Raw genomic sequence first — 24,953 nt, 5'->3', positions numbered from 1 at the left:
TCAGCCGCCCAGCCGGCCGAGCTCGGCGGTCACGGTGTTGGCGCCCTGCTTGACCTCGCGCAGGTACCAGGGCTGGACGGGCGTGCCCGCGTTGTTGAACTTCCAGCTGCCGCGCGGGCTGTCGACGTCCCCGACCTCGGCGATGGCGGCGTTGACCGATTCCGAGGTCACGGCGCCGGTGCCGGTGCCGCCGGCCGCCTTGATCGCCTTGTCGAGCACCTGCGCCGCGTCCCATGACGCCATCGCATAGGTGGTGGCGGGGGCGCCGTAGGCGGACCGGTAGGCCGGCGCGAACTGCTTGTTGGCCGCGTTGTCCAGGTCCGCGCTGTAGTTGAGCGCGGTGAGGATGCCGTCGGCCGCCTCTCCCTGTCCCTTCAGTACGCCGCCCTCGGTGAGGAAGCCGGGCCCGTAGAGCGGGATCTTGCCGGCCAAGCCGAAGTCCCGGTACTGCTTGACGAAGTCGACGGCCGCGCCGCCCGCGTAGAAGCAGAAGACCGCCTTCGCGCCCGAGTTCTGGATCTGCGCGAGGTACGGCTGGAAGTTCTTCGTCCCCGGGAACGGGGTGTAGACCTCCTCCCCCGCGAGCTTGCCCCCGGCCGGGAGGAAGGTGGACTTGAACCCCTCCACCTCGTCCTTACCCGCCTGGTAGCCCGCGGCGATCAGGTAGACGGGACCGCCGGCCTTCTCGGCGACGTACTTGCCCAGCGCCTTGCCCGGCTCGTCGTTGACGTACGACGTGCGCCAGATGTACTTGGTCCCGGTCAGTGTCGTCGGCGAGGCGTTCGAGCCGACGAGCGGGACCTTGCTCGTCTCGAAGAGGTCCTTGACCCCGTTGATGGTGGCCGAGCTGACCACCCCGCTCACCGCCAGCACCCGGTCCTGCTTGACGAGCTTCTCCGCCGCCGCCTTGCCGGAGTCGGCCGTCTCCCCTTCGTCGGCGATCACGATCTCCACTTCCCGGCCGCCGAGTTTGCCGCCGTGCTGCTTGACGTAGAGCTCGAAGCCCTGCTTCATGTCGTCGCCGAGCGCCTTGTACGTCCCGGACTGCGGGACGAGGAGCCCGATCTTCACGGGCCCGTCCTGCTTGTCGCCGTCGCCGGTCCCGAGGCTGGCGCCACCGCATGCGGTGGTCAGCAAGAGGCCCGTTGCGACGGCGAGCAGTCCAACGGGACGAAACCGACCTGCCATGGAGACTCCGTACGTTGTCAGCCGGTCCTGGTGGACCGGGTGTTGCCGATGGGGTGCCTGGAGGGTGACACGTGTCTATCGCGTAATCGAGACGGCCGTCAATAGTTCGCGAGATACCGAACGGCGAGGCCCTCCCGCCCCTTGACCCCACTCGCAGATGTGCCGTAACACTTGCGGTCGCCAAATCTCCGCCATGCCGACTCGGCGGCGGTCCCGCGATCAGTCAGGGAGTGAAGCACCATGACCGACGATCCATCGCGACGCAAAGTCCTCAAGAACAGCACGGTGATGGCCGGAGCCGCGCTGCTCTCCTCCGGGATCCCGGGTGGGTACGCGGCGCAGGCCGCGGCCGCCCCGCAAGCGGACGACCCCTCGCCCGTCGTGGACCTGCCCGCGGGCCGGCTGCGCGGAGCCGTCGAAGGAGACCTCGCCGTCTTCAAGGGTGTTCCCTACGCGGCGCCGCCGGTCGGCGCCCTGCGCTGGCGGCCCGCCCAGCCCCATCCCGGCTGGTCGGGAACGCACGACGCCACCGTCTTCGGCCCCAGCGCCCCGCAGCTCTACCGGGAGGGAGGCGGCGACCCGGTGCTCGGATCGCACGGCTCGCCCCCGTTCGACGAGGACTGCCTCACCCTCAACGTCTGGACGCCGCGCGCCGACAACGCCAAGCGGCCGGTGATGGTCTGGATCCACGGCGGCGGGTTCATCTCCGGCTCCGGCTCACTGCCCATCTACTCCGGCGAGACCTTCGCGCGCGACGGCGACCTCGTCGTGGTGACCATCAACTACCGGCTCGGGCCTCTGGGATACCTCTACTTCGGCGAGGAGGGAGCCGGCGGGAACTTCTGGCTCACCGACCAGCTCGCCGCACTGCGCTGGGTACGGGACAACGCCGCCGCGTTCGGCGGGGACCCGGACAACATCACCCTCGCCGGTCAGTCCGGCGGCGCGTTCTCGGTCGCCGCGCTGGCCGGCGCCCGGCCCGCGGGCCGCCCGCTGTTCCGGCGCGCCATCCTGCAGAGCCCGCCGCTCGGGCTGCAGATCCCCACGCGTACGGAGTCATTGCAGCGCAGCGCCACCTTCCTCGACATCCTCGGGGCCAAGGACGTGGCGCAGCTGCGGACCCTGCCGTGGCAGCAGCTGATGGGCGCCACCATCGAGATGTTCAAGCGCACCGGGCGGTGGGGGTACTGGTCGACCCCGTACCTGCCGGTGATCGACGAGGTGACGCTGGACCGCCACCCCTCCGAACTGCTGCTCAGCGGTCCCGGGGCGGACATCGACATCCTGATCGGCTGTACGAGGGAGGAGGCCAACTTCGCCTTCGCGCTCGACCCGACGTACGCCGCCGCGACCAAGGACCAGGTGCTCGCACGCGCACGGGACACCTTCGGGAACCGGGCTTCCGAGGCGTACAGCGCGTACGAGGAGGCCCGGCCGGGCGCCCGGCCGGTGGACGTGCTCATGGATCTGATCAGCGACGACCTGTTCCGGATGCCCGGTCTGGCGCTCGCCGAACGGCGGGCGGCGGCTCGCAAGCGGCCGGTCTGGGCCTACCAGTTCGACCTCCCGACGCCCGCGTACGGCGGCAAGCTGGCGGCGCCGCACTGCCTGGAGCTGCCGTTCGTCTTCGACAACTTCGACAAGTGGTCGCAGGCGCCGTTCCTGACGGGGCTCGACCCCCGGATCCGTGAGGGGCTCGCCTCGACCGTGCACGCGGCGTGGATCTCCTTCATCCGCACCGGCGATCCCAACCACCGGGCCATGCCGAACTGGCAGCGTTATGAACGGGACTCCCGCACCACGATGAGCCTGGACTCGGTGACCACCGCGACGAACGACCTGGCCGGCTACTGGCGCCGCCTGCGCCAGCCGACGGGCTCCTAAGAGGTGGAAAAGGGCCCCCGGCAGGCGGGGGCCCTGGTCGTGAGCGGGTCAGGGCCGGTCGAAGAAGATGACCGAGCGCAGCTTCAGGCGGTCCGAGGCCGGCCGTCCCTCGGGCTTGAGCGTCCAGGAGTCGCCGGTGCAGTCGGGCTCGGTGAAGACCATCGCCCAGGCATCGGTGTCGTTGTGCGGTGCGTAGGCGGGCTCCGAGGCCGACGGGTCCGCGACCTCGGGGATGGTGATGCAGACGCCGCTCTGCGGGGCTTGGAGCGCGGCCCTTTGCTCCTCGCCGCTGAAGCCGACGAACTTGTAGCCGAACTCGCCGGTGGCGGCGTGGGCGGGCGTGGCCAGGACGGCCGTGAGGGCGAGGGCACCGCAAGCAGCGGCGACGGAGTGCCGGAGACGCACGGGAATTCTCGTTTCGTGAGGACGATCAAGGTCATCCGCACCCGTACCGCGCCGCCGCCGCGTCCATGCGGCGCCGTGGAGCCGGAAGGTTTCTCCCCCACCCGTCCGGCGGAATCTCGGCGTCGCCCGGACCCGTGTCACGCGGGGCGGCGCGCCCAGGCGATCACGGTGCGTTGGAACGTGGCGTGGAAGGCGCCGGCCTCCGACAGGGCCAGCTGCTCCCGCAGCAGAGCCTCGGCCCGCTCGCGCGCGATCAGCCCGCCGCTCCACGCGACGTGTGCGGCCCGTTCCAGCGAGATGACGTGGGACAGTTCCGTGAGGGAGGAGTAGACGACCAGCTCGGTCTCTGTGCGCACGTCCGTGAAACCCGCCTCGATCAGCAGCCGCCGCAGATCACGGCCGATCTGGCGGTGCGGGATGTGGCTGCCGACCGCGTCCGCCACGACGCGCGCCGCCTCCGTGTCCGCCGAGGCCAGGGCGACCGACGCCCAGTCCGGCTCCAGTACCGCGAGGCTCCCACCCGGTCGCAGCACCCGGTGCGCCCCGGCCAGGACGGTGGCGGGATCGCGTACGTGCTGCAGGACCCGCTCGATCCGGCAGCCCGCGAAAGTCGCGTCGGCGAACGGCAGGTCGTGCACGTCCGCGTGGACGAGCCGGACCGGGAGCCCGTGGGCCTCGAGCCGCAGCCGGCTCGCCTCCAGCATCACACTGCTGGAGTCCACGCCGAACGCGCGGCAGCCCGCGCTCTCCAACTCGACGAGTTCATGTCCGGCACCACAGCCCAGGTCCAGGATGCCGTGGCCCGGCCCCACGGCCAGGCCCGCACGCATCACGTTCTTGGGTACGAGCAGCCCTCGATGCGCCTCATCGAGGTAGCGGAGGAGTTCCGGACCGGGCGTCACCCGGGAGGTCCCGCACAGGATCTTTCCTCCTGGTGGTAGGGGGAAGTCAACTCCCGAGGGACCGACAGGGACCTCGGACTGCCGCTACGTTGTCGCCGCCCCGCGACGCCGCCCATGACGGAGGACCGCCCATGCAGACCCATTTGGCCGATGCCCCTCGCAAGCGAGCCGTGTGGGGGATATTCCTCGTCCTGATCGCCGTCACCGCGTTCCTCGGGGGCGCGCCCGGGGCCGCCATGGCGACACCCCTCACCGCCCCGCCCGTTCCCGTCCTGTCCTGGGGCCCCTGCGACGGAGCGGACGCCGACGACCCGGACGACGGCTTCGAGTGCGCGACCGCCCAGGTGCCCCTGGACTACCGCAGGCCCACCGGGCGTACGGTCCCGCTCGCGGTCACCCGACGGCTCGCGGCCGACACGGCACACCGCACCGGTGTCCTGGTGCTGCACCCCGGCGGACCCGGCAACTCCGGCGTGGACTTCGCCCGTGACAGCTACGAGGCACTCCCCGCCTCCCTGCGCGACGCCTTCGACGTCGTCGGGTACGACATGCGCGGCGTGAGGCGCAGCGGACAGGTGGAGTGCTGGAACGACAAGGAGTACTCGGCCGCGGTCGACGCCGCGCGCGGCGTACCCGGCCCGGGAGCCCTGCGCACCGCCGTCCGCCAGGGCTTCGAGTTCGCCAACGCCTGCAAGGAACGCTCCGCGGACCTCGTGCCGTTCATCGGCACCGGGTCGAACGCCAAGGACATCGACCTGCTGCGCCAGGCCCTCGGCGAGGAGAAGCTCTCCTTCTACGGCCGTTCCTTCGGCAGCTACGTCGGCACCGTCTACGCCGCGCAGTTCCCTCGGCGCGTCCGCGCCATGGTCCTGGACGGGGCCTACGATCCGCGTCGCTACGCCGAGGTGCCGTACACCTACGACGCCGGGCAGTTCGTCGCCCTGGACGCGGCGGTCGGCCGGTTCCTCGATTGGTGCGCACGGAACCCCGCCACCTGCGGATTCGGAGAGGGCCGGCCGCGACAGGCGTTCGAGGAGCTCAAGCGTGCGCTGGACGCCGACCCCGTCATCACCGCGAGCGGACGGCCTGCCACCGGCTACACCCTCGCCTACCGCCTGATGTTCAACATCAACTCGGGCCAGGAGATCTGGCCCTACCTGGGACGGGCCCTGCGGGCGGCCCAGGCCCACCAGAGTTCGTTCCTGTTGTCTCCCCCCTCGCCCGCGTCGTTCGACTTCCTCAACGTCAACATGGCCGTCGAGTGCACCGACCGCGTCTACCCGGCCAGCCGCCTGCTGCTGGGTACGCTGGTCAGCGCCCACGTCGCCACCGCTCCGCTGCTGGGACCCCCCATCGGCCTCGGGCCGCCCACGTACGACCACAACCACGCGCCCACCTGCGCCCAGTGGCCGGCCGAGCGCCCGAGCCGCTACGAGGGCTCCTACCGGGCGGCCGGATCGGCCCCGATCCTGGTCCTCGGCACGACCGGGGACCCGGACACCCCGTACCAGGACGCAGTGGCCCTCGCGGGGACGCTGGACAACGGACGGCTGCTGACCTTCGCCGGTGAAGGGCACACCGCCTACAACCGGAGCGCATGCGTCAGCGCCCTGGCCACGGACTACCTCGCCACCCTGGCGCTCCCCGCACGGGGCACCGTCTGCGCGGACGAAACGCCACCGGAGCCGCTCGGCCGCCGCACCACGGGCATCGAGGTGGACGAGACCCGCGATGTGATCCCCACCCTCCACTGACCACCCGCACCGTCGTCCGACCGGGCCGCAGCCCAGCACGCCTCGGCCCGCCACCCCTCAACCCGTCCCGGCGCGCCGGGCGGTGACGATCCAGGCCCGGGAGTCCAACAGGACGCCGTCGTCGCCCAGATGCGCGGCGAGCGCCGCGCCCAGGTTCTCGACGGCGCGTGGCACGGCGGCCGGATCCAGCCCGTCCAGGATTGCGCCGGTGCACGTGAAGCCGCGGACCCAGTCGAGGGCGGCGGCCACGTCCGGGCCGTAGTAGACCCGTTCGTGGACATCGGTGAAGGCGACGTCGGCGAACCCCGAGGCCCGCAGGATCTCCCGCACGGCCTGCGGATCGCCGAGCGAGAACGGATCCGGCCCCTCGGAAGCACCGGCCGCCGCTCCCCCGGCCACTCCGAGGGACCGGCGGATGGCGACGTCCCACGCGTTGAGCTCGCGGGCCCGCCAGACCATCATCACCAGGCGCCCGGCCGGGAGCAGCGCCCGCCCGATGTTGGAGAACGCGGCGACGGGATCGTCGAAGAACATGGTCCCGAACCTGCTGATCACCAGGTCGAATCGCTCCGGCTGAAAGCGGTGGACCTGGGCGTCGGCCTGCTCGAACGCGACGTTGCGCGGTCCTTCGGCCCGAGCCAGCTCGCGGGCGCGCCCGATCGCGGGCGCCGAGATGTCGACCCCGAGCGCACTGCCCGCCCGGGCCCTGCGCGCGGCCTGGCGGGTGGTCTGCCCGGTGCCGCAACCGATGTCGAGGACGTGGTCGTGGAGGCGGACGCCGGCCGCCCGGCGCAGCACCTCGTTGTGGCGCCGCAGCTCGGCGTCGTAGCCGCTGTTCCCGGGCGCGTGATCGTCCGTGGCGTATCGCATCGCAGTCCCTTCACGTCGGCCCGGGGCCGCCTGGGCGCCGTTGATCACCGATGACCATCATGGCCACGACTCCAAACGGATACATCATCCGCATGTGCTACGGTCGCATTAAGCGGATGACCTATCCGGAATGCCTCCCTGGAGTGGACGAGCCATGAAGAGAACTGCTGTGGTCACGGCCGGAACCGCCGGCATCGGCCTGGAGACGGCGCTGGGGCTGGCCGCCGCCGGGTACGCGGTCACCGTGGTCGGACGCAACCCCGACCGGGGCGCCCGCGCGGTCGAGCGCATCGACGCGACGAACCCGGCGCACCCGGCCCGGTTCCTGGCCGCCGACCTCGCCTCCCTCCGCGAAGTACGCGCGCTCGCCGACCGGATCGCCTCCGAGCACGCCGTCTCGGGCGAACCGCTGACCGTACTGGTCAACAACGTCGGCGCGATGTTCGCCGACCGGCAGGACCTGGGCGGCGTGGAGGCATCGTTCGTCGTCAACCACCTCTCCCCCTACCTGCTCACCGAACTGCTGCTGCCCACCCTGACGGCCGCCGCGCCGAGCAGGGTCGTGAACGTCACCTCGGCCGCGGTCGGCACCGCCAAGCGGGTGTTCGACAACGTCGAGCCGCCCGGCGGCTACTACGGCTTCCACTGGTACGGCCGCGCCAAACTCGCCAATCTCGCCTACACCCTCGACCTGGCCTCGCGGCTGGACGGCACCGGCGTATCCGTCTTCGCCGCCGACCCCGGAGGCGCCGCCACCGACATGACCGACGGCACCCTGACCGACCCGAAGATCGTCACCCCCGCCCTGCGCCTCCTGTGGCCCCTGGTACGCCGCAAGTTCGAGCGCTCGACCTCCGGCCCCGCCTCCGTCGCGGCCAGGCCCTCCATCGTCGCCGCCACCGACACCGCGCTCACCGGCCGGACCGGCGTCGTCATCGGCGCCCGGGCCACCCCGGTCGACCCCTTCCGCCCGGCAACCGACCCCCGCGTCGCCCGGGCCGTACGCCGACTCAGCGAACGACACGCACCTCTCGCAGCCATCTGACCCGGCGTTCGGGGCCGGACCGCCCCCGCCCCCGCCACGCCGCATCCGTACGAACGCATCGACTCAAGGACCCCTCATGACCCAAGCAGCCCGCACCTCCTACGCCCGTACGGTCCGCGGCTCCGGCCCCGGACTCCTCCTCGCCCACGGGGCGGGCGGCGGCATCGAGGCCAACTACGGATCGATCATGGACGGGCTCGCCGCTCGGCACACCGTGGTCGGGATCGACTTCCCCGGCTCGGGAGACACCCCCGCCCCAGGAGCTCCTCTGGACCTCGACGAGCTGGCGGACCAGCTCGTCGCGGCGGCCGACGCCGAAGGCCTGGAGACCTTCGCCGTGTGCGGATACTCCCTGGGCGGCCCGGTCGCCATCCGCGCCGCCGCCCGCCACCCGGAACGGGTCAGCGCCCTCGTCCTGAGCGCCACCTTCGCCCATGTGGACACCCGTACCGAGCTGGCCGCCGGCATCTGGCAGCAGCTCTTCGAGTCCCGACAGCATGTGCTGCTCGCCCAGTACCTGGCCCAGCTGGCCCTGAGCGCGCCGCTGCTGAACTCCCTGACTCCCGCTCAGGTACGCGCAGCCGCCGAGTCCACCGCCTCCGCCATACCGCCGGGCACCGGCGCCCAGGTCGACCTGGTCCGCCGGGCCGACGTACGCGAGGACCTCGCCGCGGTCAGCGCTGCGACCCTCGTCATCGTCACCACGGCCGACTCCCTGGTACCGGCCGACCTCCAGCGCCGGCTGGCGGCGGCCATCCCCGGAGCGGAGACGGCCGAGCTCGCCTCCGGTCACCTTCCCTTCGCGGAGCGGCCGACGGAGTGGCTGGGGCTCATCACCGACTTCCTCGCCCGACAGCAGGCCCGGCACTGACGCAGACGAAGGAAAGGCAGGACGACACCCTCGGGGTGCCCGGCGCGAGGCCGCCGGGTGCGCAACCATGGTCCCCCGAAGCGCCCGCCGGGCTGTAGCCCCGGCGATCCGGCACACCCGTGGTGAGAGGAGTGGAAGGTGTCCTTCCTCGTTTCGGCGCTCACCGCCTCCCTGGCTGTCGTCCTGCCCCTGGCCGCAGTCGCCGACCGGGGCGTGACGATCGAGGAGTCGTTCCGGGCGGCCGGGGGCCGGACCGCGCACCAGGCGGTCACCTTCGACCCCGAAGCGGTACCGGTCGGCGGCAGGGTCACCGTCACCGAGCGGGTCGGCGACGACACCCACGTGGAGCTGCGGCTCCACGGCGTGGAGGCGAACCGGACGTTCGGCGCCCACGTGCACCAGAAGCCCTGCGGCAGCAAGCCGAGCGACTCCGGGCCGCACTACCAGAACGCCGTGGACCCCGTGCAGCCCTCGACGAACCCCGCGTACGCCGAACCCCGCAACGAGGTGTGGCTCGACATCACCACCGACCACCACGGCGACGGCGCCTCGGCATCGACCCTGGACTGGCGGTTCCGCGCCGATCAGGCCCGCTCCGTGGTGATCCACGAGCACGCCACCCACACGGGAGCCGGCACGGCCGGCACGGCCGGGGCGCGGCTCGCCTGCGTCAACGTGCCGTTCAAGTAGGAACGTCCGCAGGCACGGCAGCGACCAGCGGCCTGCCATGTCCCTGACCAGCTGGGATATGTTGTGCGTCCCACAGGGGGACGACATACGGAGCATGTGCATGACACAGAACAGCTGGCCGGGAGCGCACGGGGGCGGTTGGGGTGGCGCCCCCCAGTGGGGAGGGTGGCCACCGGCGGCGCCTCAGCCGGGGGTGATACCCCTGCGCCCGCTGGCCCTCGGGGACATCATCAGCGGATCGTTCGCGACCATCCGCGGCCACTGGAAGACGCTCGCCGGTGTGATGCTGGCCGTGCTGGCCGTCGTCCTGCCGGCCATGGCCCTCGTGGTGGGCATCGCCGTGGCCGCGGTCTACGACCACTTCGAGCCCGTCTTCGATCCGCCGTTCGGCGAGGATCCGGCCGCCGAGCACGTCGTCCCGCTGGTCGTCGCCGCCATCGTGGTGTTCGTACTGCTCTTCACCATCGGCATGCTGGGCATGTCGGTCATCGCCGCGCTCTGTCCGGCGATCCTCAAGGAAGCCGTGATGGGCCGCCCCACCACCTTCCGCGCGCTGTGGCGGACCTCGGTCCGGCGGGCACCCGCGGTGGCCGGCGCGCTGTTCCTCAGCGCCCTGATCGCAGGCTCCCCGATAGTCGCCATCCTGGCGGTGTGGCTGCCGCTGGTGATCTCCGCCGGGTCCAAGGACGACGCCATCCCGCTGCTCGGCCTGCTGCCGCTGCTGATGCTGGTCGCCACGCCGCTGACCGTCTGGCTCAACATCCGGTTCGGCCTGGCCTCGGCCGTCGTGGTCATGGAAGGCGCGGGTCCGGTCACCGGGCTGCGGCGCTCGGCGGCGCTGGTCCGGGGCGACTGGTGGCGGATCTTCGGCTACACCATGGTCGCCGTCATGCTGGCGGGGGCGATCGCGTACGCGATCCAGCTGCCGTTCAACCTCATCGGCACGTTCGCGATGATGCCCGCCCTCCAGGGGATACCCGAGGGCGGCGCCCCCTCGGCGGGGGCCATCGCCGCCCTGGTGTTCGCCTTCCTCCTCGTGTTCTTCGGCGGCGCCGCCGGCCAGACCTTCCAGATCGGATTCAGTCAGCTGGCGAGCTCCATGCTGTACGTGGACCAGCGGATGCGCCGCGAGGGCCTCGCCGAGGCACTCCTCGCCGAGCTCGCCACCACCCCGGGCGCCGCCGGACCTCCGGCCGCCGGCGACGGGGATTCCTGAGGAAGGGACCGCGCCCCTCGCTACGCCGCGTCCGCCGAACTGATCAGCAGGTCGAGGAGGGCGAGGAGCGCGCCGCGGACGTCGGTGCGGGCGCGTGCGTCGAGCAGCAGGACGGGCGTGTCCGGATCGCGCAGGTGCAGCGCGGCGGCGATCTCCTCGGCGGTGTACGACTGTTCGCCGTGAAAGCAGTTCGCGCCCACCACGAACGGCAGCCCGCGGCTCTCGAAGAAGTCGATCGCCGGGAAACTACGGTCCAGGCGCCGCGTGTCGACCAGGACGAGCGCGCCGAGGGCGCCGGCCAGCAGGTCGTCCCACATGAACCAGAAACGCTCCTGGCCCGGAGTGCCGAAGAGGTAGAGGACGACCCCCGCGTCGGTGAGGGTGAGCCGGCCGAAGTCCATCGCCACGGTGGTGACCGCTTTGGACTCGATGCCGTCGAGGTCGTCGACACCCACGCCGGCCGCGGTCAACCGCTCCTCCGTACGCAGCGGCTCGATCTCGGAAATCGTCTCGACCAGGGTCGTCTTGCCGACGCCGAAGCCTCCCGCGACGAGGATCTTGACAGGCGACACCTGTCCGGCAGGGGCGACAGACGGGTCATATCCATCATATCCGGGCAAGGTTGTCCCTGATTCTCATGAGCATGTGGACGTTGGTGGTCTCCGCCCCCTGCAAGGGCGGCTGGTGGTGGATCAGCCCGCGGTCCGCGAGTTCGCCGAGCAGCAGCGTCATCGGCGTGAGCCGGATCCGCATCCGCGCCGCGATCTCGGCGACCGCCAGCCCGCCCGGCGGGGCGCACATGGCGAGCACGGCCTGCCATTCGGTGGGCAGGCCCCCTTGGGCGTCGGCGCCGACGGCCGCCGTGATCGTGGTGTCCATGGTGAGGACCGTCTGCGGGGCTGCGGTCCGGCCGTCCGTCAGCGCGTACAGCCGGGTACGGCGGCGGCTGCCGCGCTGCAGCTCCCCCCGCTCGGACACCTCGGGTTCGGACACCTCGGGTTCGGACACCTCCGGTTCGGACGCCTCGGGTTCGGACCGCTCGGGCTCCGGCGTCTCTGGCTCGGGCTCGGGCATTACGGCTTCGGCGCCTGGGAACGATCGGGTGTGCCCAGCCATTCGCCGAGCGCCTGGGCGGTACGTACGGCCTCGCCGCCCAGCTCGCCGAGGCGGGCCTTGCGGGAGGTCACCACGAGGAGCGTGCTGCCCTCCCCGCACCCGACGACGCAGAGGTACCGGTCGTCCATCTCGACCAGCTGGCGGATCACGCGACCGCCGTCGATCTCCCGGGATATCGCCTTCATGGTGGCTGCGATCCCGGAGGCCGCGGCCGCCATGCGTTCCGACTGGTCCCGGTCGAGGAGGTAGGCGGTGAGCGGGATCCCGTCGTTGGACAGGAGTACGGCTCCCTGGATACCGGCGATCCGGCTCAGGTGGCTGTCCAGGACACTGAAGATCGCGTCGTGCGATGCCGAAGTGCCGGACGTCGCGGAGTTGGGGGTCGTCGTCATCGCTGATCCTGTTCCTGTCTGAGCTCGGCTTCCACCTTCTGCGTCCCCTCTTCATAGTCCGCCCAGGCATCGGCGACCTCTTCGGGGGTGTCCGTGCCGGGGCCCGGCTCCGGCTCGGGCACTCGCGGTGCGCGCAGTTGCCTGGTCATGTGGGTCTGCGGGACGCGCTCCGGGAGGGCGGGGCGGGTGCCGCCTTCCCCGGTCACGGGCCGGAGCACGGGCGTACGCCGCGCAGGCGCCGGGGTCCGCTCCGGCCGCTCGGCGACGGCCGGCCGCGGGCCCGGCTCGGCCGCTGCCCGTCGTACGGGGACGGGGACGGGAGCGGGGGCGGGGGCAGGGGCGGCGGCCGAAGCGGAATCGGCCGCGGCGGGCACGGGGGCAGGTGCGAGGGGCGCGGCCGAGGCGGCCGGCCGCGCCAGCAGGTCGCTCGGCAGCACGACGACGGCCGAGGTCCCCCCGTACACCGAACGCCTCAGCGTGACCTTGGCCTTGAGCTGGTCGGCCAGGTGGCCGACCACGAAGAGGCCCAGCCGGTGCGCGTTCTCGGCGAGTTCGGAGTAGGGCGGGGCCGAGTGCAGGCGCCGGTTCATCTCCTCGTAGCCGGCCTCGCCCACCCGCGGCCCGCGGTCCTCGATCTCCACCGACAATCCGTCCGCGACCAGTTCGGCCCGTATGACCACCTTCGACCTGGGCGGGGAGAACCGGGTGGCGTTGTCCAGCAGCTCCGCCAGCAGGTGGCTGATCTGGCTGATCACGCTCGGTTCGACGCTCGCCTCGTCCAGTGCGTGCCGTTCGATCCGCCGGAAGTCCTCGACCTCCGCCGCGGCCTCGCGCAGCAGGTCGGCGACCCGCATCGGCTCGGTGTGCGGGTCGGGGACCTCGCCGCCGGACAGGATGAGCAGGTTCTCGACCTGCCGCCGCATGCCGACGGTCAGCTGGTCGGACCGCATCAGCTCGGCGAGCAGCGCCTCGTCGTGGCCGAAGGCGTCCTGGATGTCCTCGGTGAGGCTCAGCTGACGGCTGACCAGGTTCCCGGTGCGCGAGGCGATGCCGGAGGCGAACATGCCGAAGCCGTGCCGCTCGGCCGCGAGCTGCCGGTGGCCGTCGACGGAGACGGCGACGACCCGGGCGAACGCGTCGCTGATCCGCCCGACCTCGTCCTGGTTCCCGCTCACCGCCGGCAGCTTCGCGTCGTCGACGCTCTGGCCGCGGTGCAGCCGGGCCACGATGTCCGGCAGGGTCTGCTCGGCGACGGCCACGGTGCGCTCGTGCAGCCGCCGCAGGCGGCGGAGCACCGAGCGGGTGGTGACCACGACGACGGCCACGACCAGCATCAGCGCGCCGGCGCTTCCGCCGACCAGCCAGTAGACCTCGGTCTCCAGCTCGGCGGCGTTCGCGTCGGCGTGCGCCAGCAGATCGCGCGAGCGCTGGTTGCCGAGCTCGACCAGCTGCGCCGCGAACACCTGGTGCGCCGCCGGCCAGTCGCCGACATCGGCCGGCAGTTTCATCCCGGAATCGGTGATCTTGTGCTGGGCGACGATCGCGTTCTCGACGCGCAGCTTCGTCTTCCAGGCGTCCGAGGCGGTGATCCGCTCGTACGTCTGCTTCTCCGCGGGCGGCAGGTACGGCACGATCCACGTGTCGTACAGGTGCCGGTGCGCCCCGGCGTCGTCGAGGAACTCGCCGAAGGCGGCGGGCGTCAGCTCTCTGGAGGGCCCCGCCAGCGTGAGGATCGTGTCCTGGCGGGCCAGCATCTCGGAAGCGGAGATCATGGCGACGACCGGGCGGCTCTCCTCGACGAGACCGGCGTCATCGGTGTGGCTGAACGCCCCCTGGTAGAGACCGGTGATCCCGTCGATGACCTCGCCGTAGTACGCCATCGTCTGCGCGGCGACGCCGGTACGGGCGTCCGCGCGCGAGCGGAAGGCGGTCAGCTGGTCGAGGCGGGTGTTGACGTCCCGCACATGTTCCGCGGCCTGCGCGGACTCCGGGCGGCCGCCGGAGTCGGCCGCGAGGCGCCGGAATTCGGCCACGGCCCGGTCGGTGGCCGCCCTGCGGTCGCGCAGATCGGCGTCACGGACGGGGGTGCCCGCCCACCGCGCGGCGGTCATCTTGCGTTCGGCCTGCAGCTCGGCCATGAGCCGGAACAGCGGCTCGCCGATCCGCTTGCTCGCCGCCAAGTCGTCGCGCAGGTGGTCGGCCTGTACCAGCAGCCGCTCGGCGGTCACCGCCACCTGGGTGCCCATGGCCACGGTGGGCACGACCGCGAGCCAGATGAGCAGCGTTCGGAGGCGCACGGTGCGCCGTCTTCGGGCCTTCGACGGCCCTGGGGTGCCTTCAGGTATGGGAGACATCGGTCCTCGGGGTGCGGCGGGGCAGGATCGCGCGAGCGAGAGGCGCCGATCATATCCAGCCACAAAGAACACATACAGCCGCACCCGACGACTGAGTTGCTCCGCCGTGCTGGACGAGTACCGCTCGATCGAGCTCTGATGCACGCCGGTGCCCCCGGCCGTAGGGTGGAATCAGAAGACAAGGACACCGCGCCCGCGGCATCCCGCGGCGGTGTCGTCTCGCCACACCCCTGACGAAGGGGAACTCTCCATGCACAACAAGAACAGCCGGATCCGCCGCGCATGTGCCGCCGCGTGTGCGGCGCCACTGCTCATGCTGGGCGGCGCGGTCACCGCGAGTGCGGTCACCGCGACCGCCGTCCCCACGACCGCGACAGCGGTCCCGGCCTCCGCCGTCACCCGTGCCGTGCAGCAGTCCTCCCCCGGCGAGATCCTCAAGCTGGTCAACGCGGAACGGGACAAGGCCGGTTGCGAGCCCCTGAAGGAGGACCCGCGGCTCATGCAGGCCGCCCAGGCCCACGCCGACGACATGGCGGCGAACAACATCACCGGGCACACCGGCTCGGACGGGTCCAGCGACCTGGTCCGGATGCAGCGGGCCGGCTACTCGCCTGCGGGGCCGTCCTCGGAGAACGTCTCCGGGCCCGGCTTCCACTCCTCCGCGCAACATGTCACAGGCTGGATGTCCAGTACCAAAGGCCACCGTGAGGCCATCCTGAACTGCACGTACAAGGAGACCGGGATCGGCACGAGCGGCGAGTACGCCGTCCAGCTGTTCGCCGTCCAGTCCCGGTAGCGGCAGCGCGCCCTCCAGGCGGGTTCGGGGCGCCGGGTCAGCCGGCCTTCGACGCCGTGATTCCGGTGAGGATGATGTCGATTCCGGCGAGGAACTCGACCCGGTCGTCGTGATCGCGCAGTTGCTCCGCGACGTCACGGGTGAACGCGTACTCGTCGGGATCGAGGTTTGCCCATGTGACCGCGACGGTGTTGAGGAACTCCGTCCGGTTCTCCTCCGACTCCTGCCCATGGGCGTTGGCCGCGTTCTGTCCGCCCACTCCGAGGATGTAGTTCAGCAGCGCGGACGCGGCGGTGAACTGGGCTTCGTGGGGTACGCCGAGCGCCCGGACCTGGCGTCCGAGGTGTTCGAAGACCCGCAGCATCGGCGACTGTCCCGGGGAGCGGGCGAGTTGGGTGCCGATCCACGGGTGGGCGTCGATCGCGTCGAACACGCCGAGCGCGAGGTCACGGATCGCCTCCTGCGGCGTCGCATCCGTGGGAGCGCCGGTCATGGTGTCGGCGACGACGGCCTCGGTGGCGGCGCTGAGGAGCTCATCCTTGCCCGAGACATGCCAGTAGATCGCGCCGGGCCCGGTGGTGAGGCGCTCGGCCAGTACGCGGAACGTGAGACCACCCTCACCCGCCGTGTCGAGAATCCCGATCGCCGCCTCGACGATGCGCTCCCGGGAGAGCGGTTCACCTCGTCGCTCCGCACGACGCGTCCTGGTTGCCATGCGTCCATCCTGACACAGCCCTGGAACCCTGTTCCATCTTGACATCCCTGGAACGCCGCTCCAGTCTGGAGTGGAACGTCATTCCAGAGTTGCGACAGGCAGGGAATCACCATGACCACTGATGTCACGATCATCGGCGCCGGACTCGGAGGGCTGACCCTCGCCCGTGTCCTCCACGTCCACGGCATCCCGGCGACGATCTACGAGGCCGAGAGCTCGCCGACCGCCCGCACCCAGGGCGGCATGCTCGACATCCACGACTACAACGGGCAGCTCGCCCTCAAGGCCGCGGGCCTGTACGAGGAATTCCTCGGCCTCATCCACGAAGGCGGTGAAGCGTCGCGCGTGCTCGACAAGGACGGAGCCGTGCTCCTCGACCAGCCCGACGACGGCACCGGTGGGCGTCCGGAGGTCCACCGCGGCGACCTGCGCCGCATCCTGCTCGACTCGCTGCCGGCCGGCACGATCAAGTGGGGACACAAGGCCACCGAGGTCCGCACGCTCGGCGGCGGCCGGCACGAGGTGACGTTCGCGGACGGGGCGACCGTGACGACGAGCCTCCTGGTCGGCGCGGACGGGGCCTGGTCACGGATCCGCCCCCTGCTGTCCGGCGCGAAGCCCGAGTACGTCGGCATCTCCTTCATCGAGACGTACCTGTTCGACGGGGACACCCGTCACCCGGCCAGCGCGCGGGCGGTCGGCGGCGGGGCACTCTTCGCGCTCGCGCCCGGGAAGGGGATCCTCGCCCACCGCGAACCCGGCGGCGTCCTGCACACCTATGTGGCGCTCAACAAGCCGCAGGAGTGGATCGCCGCCATCGACTTCACCCGCGCGGACGCGGCCACGGCCCGCGTGGCCGAGGAGTTCGACGGCTGGGCCCCGGAACTCACCGCCCTCATCACGGACGGCGAGACCGCTCCGGTTCCGCGGACCGTCAACGCCCTGCCGATCGGCCACCGGTGGGACCGCGTGCCGGGCGTCACACTGCTCGGAGACGCCGCCCACCTGATGTCACCGTTCGCCGGTGAAGGCGCCAACCTCGCCATGTACGACGGAGCCGAGCTCGGCAACGCCGTCGCCGCGCACCCGGACGACATCGAGGCCGCGCTCACCTCGTACGAGGAAGCCCTCTTCCCGCGCAGCGCCGCTGCCGCCGCCGAGGCCGCCCGAAACCACGAGCTGTGCTTCGACGACGACGCCCCGCACAGCCTCATCGGCGTCTTCACCGACCACGAGCCCACCCGCCGGTAGGCCCGGCCACGGGCATCTCGCCGGCCAACAGGCCGACGGTGCCTTGTCAGTGGGGCGTGCGACGATGCGAAGCATGATCGTCTCGTTGGAAACCCTGCTGCCGACCGCAGGCGCGCACACCTCGACCACGTACGCCGACTGGGTCGTCGCCCACGACCCGGGCGCGGCGGCGGGCGCGCGCGACCTGGTCGAGGACATGCGCACCGAACTCGGGCGGTCCCAGGCCAAGCCCGGCCGGTTCGTGGACACGATGGCGGCGCGGGCGAGGCGGCTGCCGGCGGCGCATCTGCCGTGGTTCTGGGACACCGTGGGCCATCGGCTGATCGGCTACGGGAGCCGCCCGGGCGGCCGGGCCTATGCGGCGGCGCGGTCGGCCGAGGCCCAGCACGGACTCCCGGTCGACCCCGGATACCGCAGGGCCAACGCGCTGCTGTTCGCGGCGGGCGGGGCCATGCCGGCCAAGGAGTTCGGGGCGCACCAGCGGTTCCTCGCCGAGACGCTGGAACCGGCCGCCGCGCACACGGCCCTGGAGGCGTTCCTGACCGCGTGGGCGGGTTCACCGGCGGACCTGCCGTCCGATCTGGTGCGCCGGGTACGGGCCTCCGCCAAGGCGGCCGGGTTCGGGGACGAGGAGGCCGCGCGGCTGGCGGGCGCGATCCTGTCGGTCACGCGCAAGAAGTCCGTGCCGGACGCGCTGCTCGATGCCGCCGGACAGGTCCTGAAGGCCCATCCGCCGACGGACGCGACCTCGGCCGGGCTGGTGGAGGTCTTCCCGGACGGAGTCACCGACGGCGGGGCCTGGCTGCGGATGCTCATCGGCTGTGGCGCGGCAGAGGCGATGGCGGCCGGGCGGGTGGTGCCCGAGGGCGGGCTGCACCACTGGGTGGGGAACTACGTACGGATGTACCAGTACGCGGCGCAGTCCGGCGGCGGGGTGGCACGGCAGCCGATGCCGGTGGAATTCCTCGACCTGGTGGGCCGGTTGGGGCCGCGGCTGCGGGCGGAGGGCGCCGCGGTGACGGTGCACACCACCCGGCACCACTACAAGGGCTTCGACGCGGACGTGCTGGACGCCTGTCTGGCGGCCGGGGTCGCGGTCGTCGACCCGGGGCCGGAGACGCGGATGAGGTTCTGGGGCGAGCGGTCCCGGCGGGACCTGTCCGCGCTGGCCGCCGACCCGGTGTTCGGCCCCCGGCTGGAGGGGACCGTCCACGCGGATCTGCTGCCGCGGTGGGGGCCGGCGCGCGGGCGCCGGGCCGGCTCGGCGGTGACGCTGCTGCCGGGCAACGAGGGCATCGCCCAGGAGGTCGCCGTCCGGGTCGGCAAGCTCGTCGACACCGTGGCCGGCGGCGGTATGGCCGGGGCCGAGGAGGCCGTGGCCGAGCTGGAGGCCGTACTGGACCGGCCGACGGTGTCGGCGCTCGACGGGATCGCCGACGCCCTCGCCGGGGCGGGGGCGGCCGGCGCACTGCGGCGCTCGCTGGCGGCCGGTCTGCCCGAGGAACTGGCGTGGCCGGCCCTGGAGTCGGTGTACGCCGAGTTCGCGGCGGGCGCCGGTGGCGAGGAAGCGGAAGAGGCGCTGCCGGGGGCGCCGGGGGTGGCCGGGGTGACCGCCACCTGGCCGGTGCTGACGGTGTTCGGACGGGACCGGGCGGTCGCCGTCGGCCCGGACGGGGTGCGGGGCTCCTGCCGGTTCACGGTGCCCGACGGCGCGACGATGTACGCGGTGCACTACGTGGGCGGCTCCTTCCTGGTGAGCTGGACGCTCAAGCCGAGTCCGTACCACTGCGACACCGCCGTGTGGGCGGACCGGCCCGCGGAGGTGTTCGCCCCGGACGAGGTGGGTGGTCTGGTGCCGTTCGGCGGCAGTCTGGACGGGGCGTACGGCTTCCAGTTCGAGACTGCCGACGGGGGCGGGCGCCACGGCGGCCGCCGGGTCCTGCGTCCGGGTGGGACGGAGGGCATCGACCGGGACGAGCTGCAGCTCGGCGACGGCTCGCGGATCTGGACCAACGCAGTGTTCGGGCGCAGGCCGTGGGAGGTGGTGGACCCGGTCACCGGGGAGCCGCAGGCCGTGGTCGCGCTGCCGGATTTCCCGGGCCGCGCTGCGAGTGCCGATCCTGCCGCGGAGCCGTCCGAGGCCGGCATGGCTCTGGCCCCGGAGGCCCTGCAGCTGGCGCCGCTGCCGGCCGGTCTGGCGGGATCCCCGTTGGGCAGCCGGGACGGGCTGGTCGGTACCCGGGTGCTGTTCCGCACCCGGCACCGGAACCACGCTCCGGACCACTACCTGGTGGAGAGCGTGGACGGGCGTACGGCCCGGTTCGACATCGACCGGCAGGGGCAGGAGCCGTGGGGCCTGTGGGCGCCGCCGGAAGGTACGGCGGCGGACCCCGTGGAGGACGTGGTCCTCGCCGAGGCACAGACCCGGACGGGCGTGCGCGCGTACGCCGCCGACGGCGCCCTGCTGTGGGAGCTGGACGGGCACTCATCGCCACGGAATCCGCGGGTGGCCCCGGTGCGCCGGGTCACCGCGTCGGGGGGCGTGGCCCTGCCGCCCGCCTTCTGGTACCTGCTGCGGACCCGGGACGCGGCCGGGTCCCGGGCGCTGAGGGGGGTGGGACGGGCGACCGCGGACGCGTTGCTGAAGGCCGCCTTGGCGGACGCGGAGGAGCTGCGCGCCGCCGTGGCCCGGGAGCTGCCGGACGTCGGCGACCCGGTGCTGGTCGAGGCCGTCGTGGCGGTGGCCGGGCGGGCCGCCCGGGTGGAGGGGCGCAGGCTCGCCCTGCACCGGCGGGTGACCCTGCTCGCGCAGGCGCCGCCCGCCCTGCCGCGCCGGTCCGCACCGGACACCGAGCTGATGCCCGCGCTGTTCGGGCTGGTCTCGGACGGGGTCGAGGACCCGTGGCGGCGCAGCCCCGATGTGAACCTGCCCGCGACGCTGAGCGCGCTGGCCTCGGACGGGGCCGCTCTTGCGGGGACCATCGTGGAAGAGGTGCGCCGGCTCTCGCCGCCGGCGCCGCCGCACGACTGGTCGCAGCTGATGGGCGCGATCGACGCCGTCGCCTGGCGGGCGGCGGTGGAACCGACCGCGGACGCGGAGCGGGCCGCTCTGCTGGCGCTGCTGGACACCTGGGCCGACCAGCCCTTCGCTCGCGAGGGCGGCCGGTGGTGGGTGGGCCGCGCGTCCGCCGGGGTCGTGGACGGGCTGCGTGGGGGCGGAATCGCGGTGGCGTCGTGGCCGGTGCGGGCCGGCGGCTCGGAGAGGTGGTTCGTGGCGGCCGCCGGGGAGGAAGCGGAGGGCGACCCGGTGCCAACGGCGGTTCCCCGGGCGCGGCTGGTCCGGGTCGAGCGGGATGACGCCGCCCGGCTGCGGGCCCTGGTCGCGGCGGTCGAGGAGCACGGGCCAATCGCGCTGCCGGAGTCGGCGGCCGCGCGCTTCGCCGGACTGACGGGCGTACGCCTGCCGGTGGCCCGGCTCGTGGTGGCCGGTCTGGTCGGCCGGTGCGACCGCGACGAAGACCGCGCCCTGGCGCGCAAGGCCCCGTACAAGGCGACGCCGATGACGGCGGAGTCGTACGAGCGACTGCGCGCCCGGCTCGGCGGCGCGGGCCGGCGCGCCGTCCTGGCGGCGGGCCTGCCCGAGGACCCGGCCGAGCTGTGGCGGCCGGGCGGGATCGAGGCGGCCGTGGAGCGCATGGCCGCGGTGTGGCGGGAGCGGATCGGGACGCTCCCCGCCCTCGACGACGGTGCGGCCGACGCCCTGGAGTCCGAGCTGGGGCTCCCGGAGGTGTGGGCCCGGCGGCTCGCGGGCGGATACGGGGCCGCCGCGGACGCGACCGTGGAGGCGGCCGGCTGGGAGCTGGCGGCGACACGGTACGGGGCGGGCGTGGAGGTCCGGGCCGTGCCGCCGGCCGGGCCGGAGCTGCCGTACCGTACCCCGGTGGGGCTCCCGCTCCGGCAGATGGCGAGCGCGCTGGTGTGGGCGTGGACGGACCGGCCGGTGGGTGATCCGGCGGTCGCCGGGGCGATGGACCTGTACGAGCGGCTGCGGGCGAAGCTCGATCGTCCGGAGCTGCTGGTGGCGCTGGCCGGCGGGCGGGTCCAGGACACCTCGGAGCGGATCGCGGAGCGGTTCGGGCCCGGGCTGCTGCCGGTGGCGATGGACCGCCGCAAGGAGGAGAAGCCGGTTCCGGTAGCCGCGTACGACTGCGGGCCACTGGTGGTGTGCACTCCCGGCGGTGCTTCGTTCCTGCGGCCCGCGGCGGTGGCCGACCCGGAGGTGTGGCAGCGGGTGAGGGAGGTCACCGATCTGGCCGAGGAGCTGGACCGGGTGGCTCCGCTGCTGGCCGGCGGCGGTCTGGAGCGGATGATGCAGCGGGCCCGGTCCGGGGCACTGCCGGCCGGCGCGTACGAGGCGGACCCGCGGCGGTCCTGCCCGGAGCTGGTCGTACGGGTGTCGGAGCAGCTCGGGGTCGGCGCGGATGCGGCCGCCCTGTACCTCCAGCTGGCGACGCTGGCCGCGCCCACCGACCGGAACGTGCGGCGGTGGAACGGCTGGTCGGCCAAACAGCACACAGCGGCCCGTACGGAACTGCTGGGCACGGGCAGGGTGGTGGAGGCCAAGCGGGCGCGGGCCGGCCGGACCCTGTTCCTGCCCGGGGAGTGGACCGAGCTGAAGTCCCCGCACCTGCCCCTGGAGGCGGCGAAGCTGGCCGCGCACGCGGTGCGCCCCCTGTGGCGGGGCGAGATCCGCAGCCCGTTCGGGCGGGTCCTGCCGACGACACCGCTGCACGAAATGTTCACCGCGGCCTGGGGACGGGAGTCCGGCGAGGGGAGAGGCGGGATCGACTGAGGAGCGGCGGTCGGGTGCCGGGGCTCGGCCGCGGGGGCGGGGGCGGGAATGCATCGGCCCCGGCTCCTGTTACAGGACTCAGCTGGCATGCGCGAGTCAAACATCGCGCAAATGTGGCTGAGAGGAGCACCCCGTGGCACGCAACACCACGCGCCCCGTCGTCCGACTGAAGTCGACGGCCGGGACCGGCACCACCTATACGACGCGCAAGAACACCCGCAACAACCCCGACCGGCTCGTCCTGCGCAAGTACGACGCACTGGCCGGAAGGCACGTCGACTTTCGAGAGGAACGCTGAGGCGTACGGGGCATCGCCCCGCAGGTACGTACGCACGCACTCGGCCCACACGCATGAGGAAGGACACCGCATGAAGCTCCGAATCCACCCCGAGTCCCGCTCCGTCGTCTTCCGCGACCGTGCGGCCGGCACCGCGTTCCTGACCCGGTCGACCGTGCAGACGTCGAGCACCATCGAGTGGGAGGACGGCAGGACCTACCCGCTGGTCGATGTCGAGATCTCGTCGGCGAGCCACCCCTTCTACACGGGGAACACGCGGATCGTGGACTCCGAGGGCCGGGTGGAGCGTTTCCACCGTCGGTACGACCGCTGAACGATCCACCGACCCGGACACCGCGTTCTTCCGCCCACCGGGGCGATACTGGACGTCACTGCCGGTGACTCCGAGGGGAGCCGTTCATGACCACGGCGAAAGACCTGTTCATCATCGCCATGGATCCGCAGCCGAACCATTCCGTGGGGCAGGGCGACTTGTCGCTCGCACTTGCGGGAGCCGAGCTGATCGATCTGCTCAACGCGCAGGTCGTCACCTTGGACGGTGACAGCATCGTGCCGGGCGGGCAGTCCGCGCCGGATGACCGCCTGTTGGGCGAGGCGTCGTCGGCGCTGGCCCGGCAGGTGCCGTACGAGCGGGTCGAGGACTGGCTGTGGCGCAGGGGCCGTGACCTCGCCTCGGCGTACCAGACCGCCCTTGAGGCGGACGGCGAATTGACGCGGGGACGGAGCGGCCGGTCGTTCTTCGGGTCCGAGCGCGTGGAGCTGGCCGATTCGCCCGCTCGCCGCCAGGCCCAGAACCGCCGGGAGGCGGACGAGCCCGTACTCGCCGCCCTCGCGGCGGTCGTGGGCCTGCAGAGCGGGCCGTCCGAGGAGGAGCCGGACCTCGACGACGAGGCGGTGACGACCGTGCTGGCCATCGTGAACGACGCGGTGATGGAGTTGGAAGCCGTACGCCAGCGGCGGTCGATCGAGAAGGCGGCCTTCGCCAATGTCTGGCGGGGCCCGTGACGGATACGCGACCCCCGCGCCGCCTGCTCTCCGGTCACTGAAGTCGCAAAAACGTTCGAAAACTGCGGCGGTGCGGAAGCTGAAGTGCAGCAGATCCCCGGACCGGCTCCCGGACCGGGGCTCAAGCTTTTAGGCTGGTCACATGCGCCACACGCTCACCAGCCTCGCCAGTGCCTACGACCTGGAGCACGTCAAGCGTGCCCCGGCCGGCGGTCGCGACTTCATGGCCCGGGCCGCCGCCTACCAGGAACGGCTGGCACAGCGCCCCGACCTGCGCCACTGGTCCCCCGTGGACGACACCGACCCCGGCGAAGACGGCCCCACGCGCGTTCTCGACGCCGACCTCGACGCGTGGACCCGGCTCGGTGACGGTCCGAACCGCGGCGCGTGGCGGATGGCACGCTTCAACCGCCCCGGGCAGGAGGACCAGCCCGGCGGCGCGCTGACCTGGCGGGAGCTCACGTACCACTACGGTCCCCTCACCGAGGACGACCAGTGAGGGTGGGGCATGGTGGATGAGCAGGCCGCGGTGCGGGTCGAGCGGGACGGCCCGGTGTTCACGGTGATCCTGAGCAGGCCGGGGGTCCGCAACGCGGTGGACGGGCCGACGGCGGCTCAGCTCGCGGACGCCTTCCGCCGGTTCGAGGCCGACGAGGACGCGGCCGTCGCCGTGCTCTGGGGCGAGGGCGGGACGTTCTGCGCCGGCGCCGACCTCAAGGCCATCGGTACCGAGCGCGGCAATCAGGTACTCGCTTCGGGGGACGGGCCCATGGGGCCGACCCGGATGCGGCTGAGCAAGCCGGTGATCGCGGCCATCGCGGGGCATGCGGTGGCCGGGGGCCTGGAGCTGGCGCTCTGGTGTGATCTGCGGGTCGCGGAGGAGGACGCGGTCTTCGGCGTGTTCTGCCGCCGCTGGGGCGTGCCTCTGATCGACGGCGGCACGGTGCGGCTGCCCCGACTGATCGGCGAGAGCCGTGCCATGGACCTGATCCTGACGGGTCGTCCGGTCACCGCCGCCGAGGCGCACGGGATCGGGCTCGCGAACCGGGTGGTGGCCCCGGGGCAGGCCCGACGGGCCGCGGAGGCGCTGGCCCGCGAGATCGCCGCGTTCCCCCAACTGTGCATGCGCCACGACCGGCTGTCCGTCCTGGAACAGCACGGGCTGGACGAGGCGGAGGCACTGGCCGGGGAGTACCGGCACGGTCTGGTTCCGCTGACCGCGGGCGAGACGGCTGCGGGAGCGGGCCGATTCGCCTCGGGCGCGGGACGGCACGGCGCGTTCGGGGAGTCTGCCGGCTGACGCCACCGCCGACCGGCTCGCCCGGCTCCACAAGATCAGCGGCCTCGCC

The 24,953-nt window shown here is 72.6% G+C and carries 23 protein-coding genes; 14 read left to right on the top strand and 9 right to left on the bottom strand.

The window, feature by feature from the left end:
- Positions 1-1,137 carry an ABC transporter substrate-binding protein gene (locus OG509_RS37345; protein ID WP_406187012.1) on the bottom strand — a complete coding sequence of 379 codons (1,137 nt, stop codon included), beginning with the start codon at positions 1,135-1,137 and terminating at the stop codon, positions 1-3.
- Between the two features lie 291 nt (positions 1,138-1,428).
- On the opposite strand from OG509_RS37345, the gene OG509_RS37340 reads away from it, so the two are divergent.
- On the top strand, positions 1,429-3,072 hold the full coding sequence (locus tag OG509_RS37340; protein WP_406187011.1) for a carboxylesterase/lipase family protein: 1,644 nt from the start codon (positions 1,429-1,431) through the stop codon (positions 3,070-3,072).
- 48 nt (positions 3,073-3,120) lie between these two features.
- Here the strand turns inward: OG509_RS37340 and OG509_RS37335 are convergent, their stop codons facing one another.
- Both OG509_RS37335 and OG509_RS37330 read right to left on the bottom strand, forming a co-directional pair.
- Complete coding sequence (locus OG509_RS37335) at positions 3,121-3,477, bottom strand: hypothetical protein (protein ID WP_406187010.1); 357 nt, start codon at positions 3,475-3,477, stop codon at positions 3,121-3,123.
- 137 nt (positions 3,478-3,614) lie between these two features.
- Positions 3,615-4,379, bottom strand: coding sequence for a methyltransferase domain-containing protein (locus OG509_RS37330; RefSeq protein ID WP_406187009.1), 765 nt, complete (start codon positions 4,377-4,379; stop codon positions 3,615-3,617).
- A gap of 131 nt (positions 4,380-4,510) precedes the next feature.
- On the opposite strand from OG509_RS37330, the gene OG509_RS37325 reads away from it, so the two are divergent.
- Positions 4,511-6,133: an alpha/beta hydrolase gene (locus OG509_RS37325; RefSeq protein WP_406187008.1), complete on the top strand. Its 1,623-nt coding sequence runs from the start codon at positions 4,511-4,513 to the stop codon at positions 6,131-6,133.
- 57 nt (positions 6,134-6,190) lie between these two features.
- Here the strand turns inward: OG509_RS37325 and OG509_RS37320 are convergent, their stop codons facing one another.
- A complete protein-coding gene (locus OG509_RS37320; protein WP_406187007.1) occupies positions 6,191-7,003 on the bottom strand; it encodes a class I SAM-dependent methyltransferase in 813 nt (270 codons plus the stop codon).
- Between the two features lie 154 nt (positions 7,004-7,157).
- Here OG509_RS37320 and OG509_RS37315 point away from each other — a divergent pair, with 154 nt between their 5' ends.
- The 4 genes from OG509_RS37315 to OG509_RS37300 all read left to right on the top strand — a co-directional run bounded on the left by OG509_RS37315 (position 7,158) and on the right by OG509_RS37300 (position 10,825).
- Entirely contained in the window at positions 7,158-8,048 is an 891-nt protein-coding gene (locus tag OG509_RS37315; protein WP_406187005.1) for an SDR family NAD(P)-dependent oxidoreductase, read from the top strand.
- A 76-nt stretch (positions 8,049-8,124) separates the two neighbouring features.
- On the top strand, positions 8,125-8,919 hold the full coding sequence (locus OG509_RS37310) for an alpha/beta fold hydrolase (protein WP_406187004.1): 795 nt from the start codon (positions 8,125-8,127) through the stop codon (positions 8,917-8,919).
- A gap of 138 nt (positions 8,920-9,057) precedes the next feature.
- Positions 9,058-9,609: a superoxide dismutase family protein gene (locus OG509_RS37305; protein ID WP_406187002.1), complete on the top strand. Its 552-nt coding sequence runs from the start codon at positions 9,058-9,060 to the stop codon at positions 9,607-9,609.
- 100 nt (positions 9,610-9,709) lie between these two features.
- Positions 9,710-10,825: a hypothetical protein gene (locus OG509_RS37300; RefSeq protein ID WP_406187001.1), complete on the top strand. Its 1,116-nt coding sequence runs from the start codon at positions 9,710-9,712 to the stop codon at positions 10,823-10,825.
- A 20-nt stretch (positions 10,826-10,845) separates the two neighbouring features.
- On the opposite strand, the gene OG509_RS37295 is transcribed toward OG509_RS37300, so the two are convergent.
- Genes OG509_RS37295 through OG509_RS37280 form a run of 4 tightly spaced genes read right to left on the bottom strand, consistent with a single transcriptional unit; the run spans position 10,846 to position 14,630 of the window.
- Positions 10,846-11,397: an ATP/GTP-binding protein gene (locus OG509_RS37295; protein WP_385574742.1), complete on the bottom strand. Its 552-nt coding sequence runs from the start codon at positions 11,395-11,397 to the stop codon at positions 10,846-10,848.
- Between the two features lie 34 nt (positions 11,398-11,431).
- On the bottom strand, positions 11,432-11,899 hold the full coding sequence (locus tag OG509_RS37290; protein WP_406187000.1) for a DUF742 domain-containing protein: 468 nt from the start codon (positions 11,897-11,899) through the stop codon (positions 11,432-11,434).
- Positions 11,899-12,333, bottom strand: coding sequence for a roadblock/LC7 domain-containing protein (locus OG509_RS37285; RefSeq protein WP_385574748.1), 435 nt, complete (start codon positions 12,331-12,333; stop codon positions 11,899-11,901). The genes OG509_RS37290 and OG509_RS37285 overlap by 1 nt, the downstream gene beginning before the upstream one ends.
- The gene (locus OG509_RS37280) at positions 12,330-14,630 is read right to left on the bottom strand and encodes a nitrate- and nitrite sensing domain-containing protein (protein WP_406186999.1); all 2,301 of its coding nucleotides are present in this window, start codon (positions 14,628-14,630) and stop codon (positions 12,330-12,332) included. The genes OG509_RS37285 and OG509_RS37280 overlap by 4 nt, the downstream gene beginning before the upstream one ends.
- Before the next feature lie 307 nt (positions 14,631-14,937).
- On the opposite strand from OG509_RS37280, the gene OG509_RS37275 reads away from it, so the two are divergent.
- A complete protein-coding gene (locus OG509_RS37275; RefSeq protein WP_406186998.1) occupies positions 14,938-15,483 on the top strand; it encodes a CAP domain-containing protein in 546 nt (181 codons plus the stop codon).
- A 37-nt stretch (positions 15,484-15,520) separates the two neighbouring features.
- Here the strand turns inward: OG509_RS37275 and OG509_RS37270 are convergent, their stop codons facing one another.
- Entirely contained in the window at positions 15,521-16,198 is a 678-nt protein-coding gene (locus OG509_RS37270) for a TetR/AcrR family transcriptional regulator (RefSeq protein ID WP_406186997.1), read from the bottom strand.
- 111 nt (positions 16,199-16,309) lie between these two features.
- Between OG509_RS37270 and OG509_RS37265 the strand changes: the two genes are divergently transcribed.
- From OG509_RS37265 to OG509_RS37235, 7 genes are all read left to right on the top strand, one after another.
- Positions 16,310-17,449, top strand: a complete 1,140-nt coding sequence (locus OG509_RS37265) for an FAD-dependent oxidoreductase (protein WP_406186996.1) — start codon at positions 16,310-16,312, stop codon at positions 17,447-17,449.
- A 73-nt stretch (positions 17,450-17,522) separates the two neighbouring features.
- Positions 17,523-22,301, top strand: a complete 4,779-nt coding sequence (locus tag OG509_RS37260; RefSeq protein ID WP_406186995.1) for a hypothetical protein — start codon at positions 17,523-17,525, stop codon at positions 22,299-22,301.
- A 133-nt stretch (positions 22,302-22,434) separates the two neighbouring features.
- Positions 22,435-22,599, top strand: coding sequence for a 50S ribosomal protein L33 (rpmG, locus tag OG509_RS37255; RefSeq protein ID WP_385574764.1), 165 nt, complete (start codon positions 22,435-22,437; stop codon positions 22,597-22,599).
- 70 nt (positions 22,600-22,669) lie between these two features.
- Positions 22,670-22,912, top strand: coding sequence for a type B 50S ribosomal protein L31 (locus OG509_RS37250; RefSeq protein ID WP_406186994.1), 243 nt, complete (start codon positions 22,670-22,672; stop codon positions 22,910-22,912).
- 86 nt (positions 22,913-22,998) lie between these two features.
- Positions 22,999-23,604 carry a GPP34 family phosphoprotein gene (locus OG509_RS37245; protein WP_406186993.1) on the top strand — a complete coding sequence of 202 codons (606 nt, stop codon included), beginning with the start codon at positions 22,999-23,001 and terminating at the stop codon, positions 23,602-23,604.
- Between the two features lie 142 nt (positions 23,605-23,746).
- Positions 23,747-24,103, top strand: coding sequence for a hypothetical protein (locus tag OG509_RS37240; protein WP_406186992.1), 357 nt, complete (start codon positions 23,747-23,749; stop codon positions 24,101-24,103).
- Between the two features lie 9 nt (positions 24,104-24,112).
- Positions 24,113-24,904 carry a crotonase/enoyl-CoA hydratase family protein gene (locus tag OG509_RS37235; RefSeq protein ID WP_406186991.1) on the top strand — a complete coding sequence of 264 codons (792 nt, stop codon included), beginning with the start codon at positions 24,113-24,115 and terminating at the stop codon, positions 24,902-24,904.
- The last annotated feature ends 49 nt before the right edge of the window (positions 24,905-24,953 follow it).

The sequence above is a fragment of the Streptomyces sp. NBC_01006 genome, from assembly GCF_045162725.1.
GTDB lineage: Bacteria > Actinomycetota > Actinomycetes > Streptomycetales > Streptomycetaceae > Streptomyces.
The sequence above is the reverse complement of the archived record's forward strand: the minus strand, read 5'-3'. Positions and strand labels throughout refer to the sequence as shown.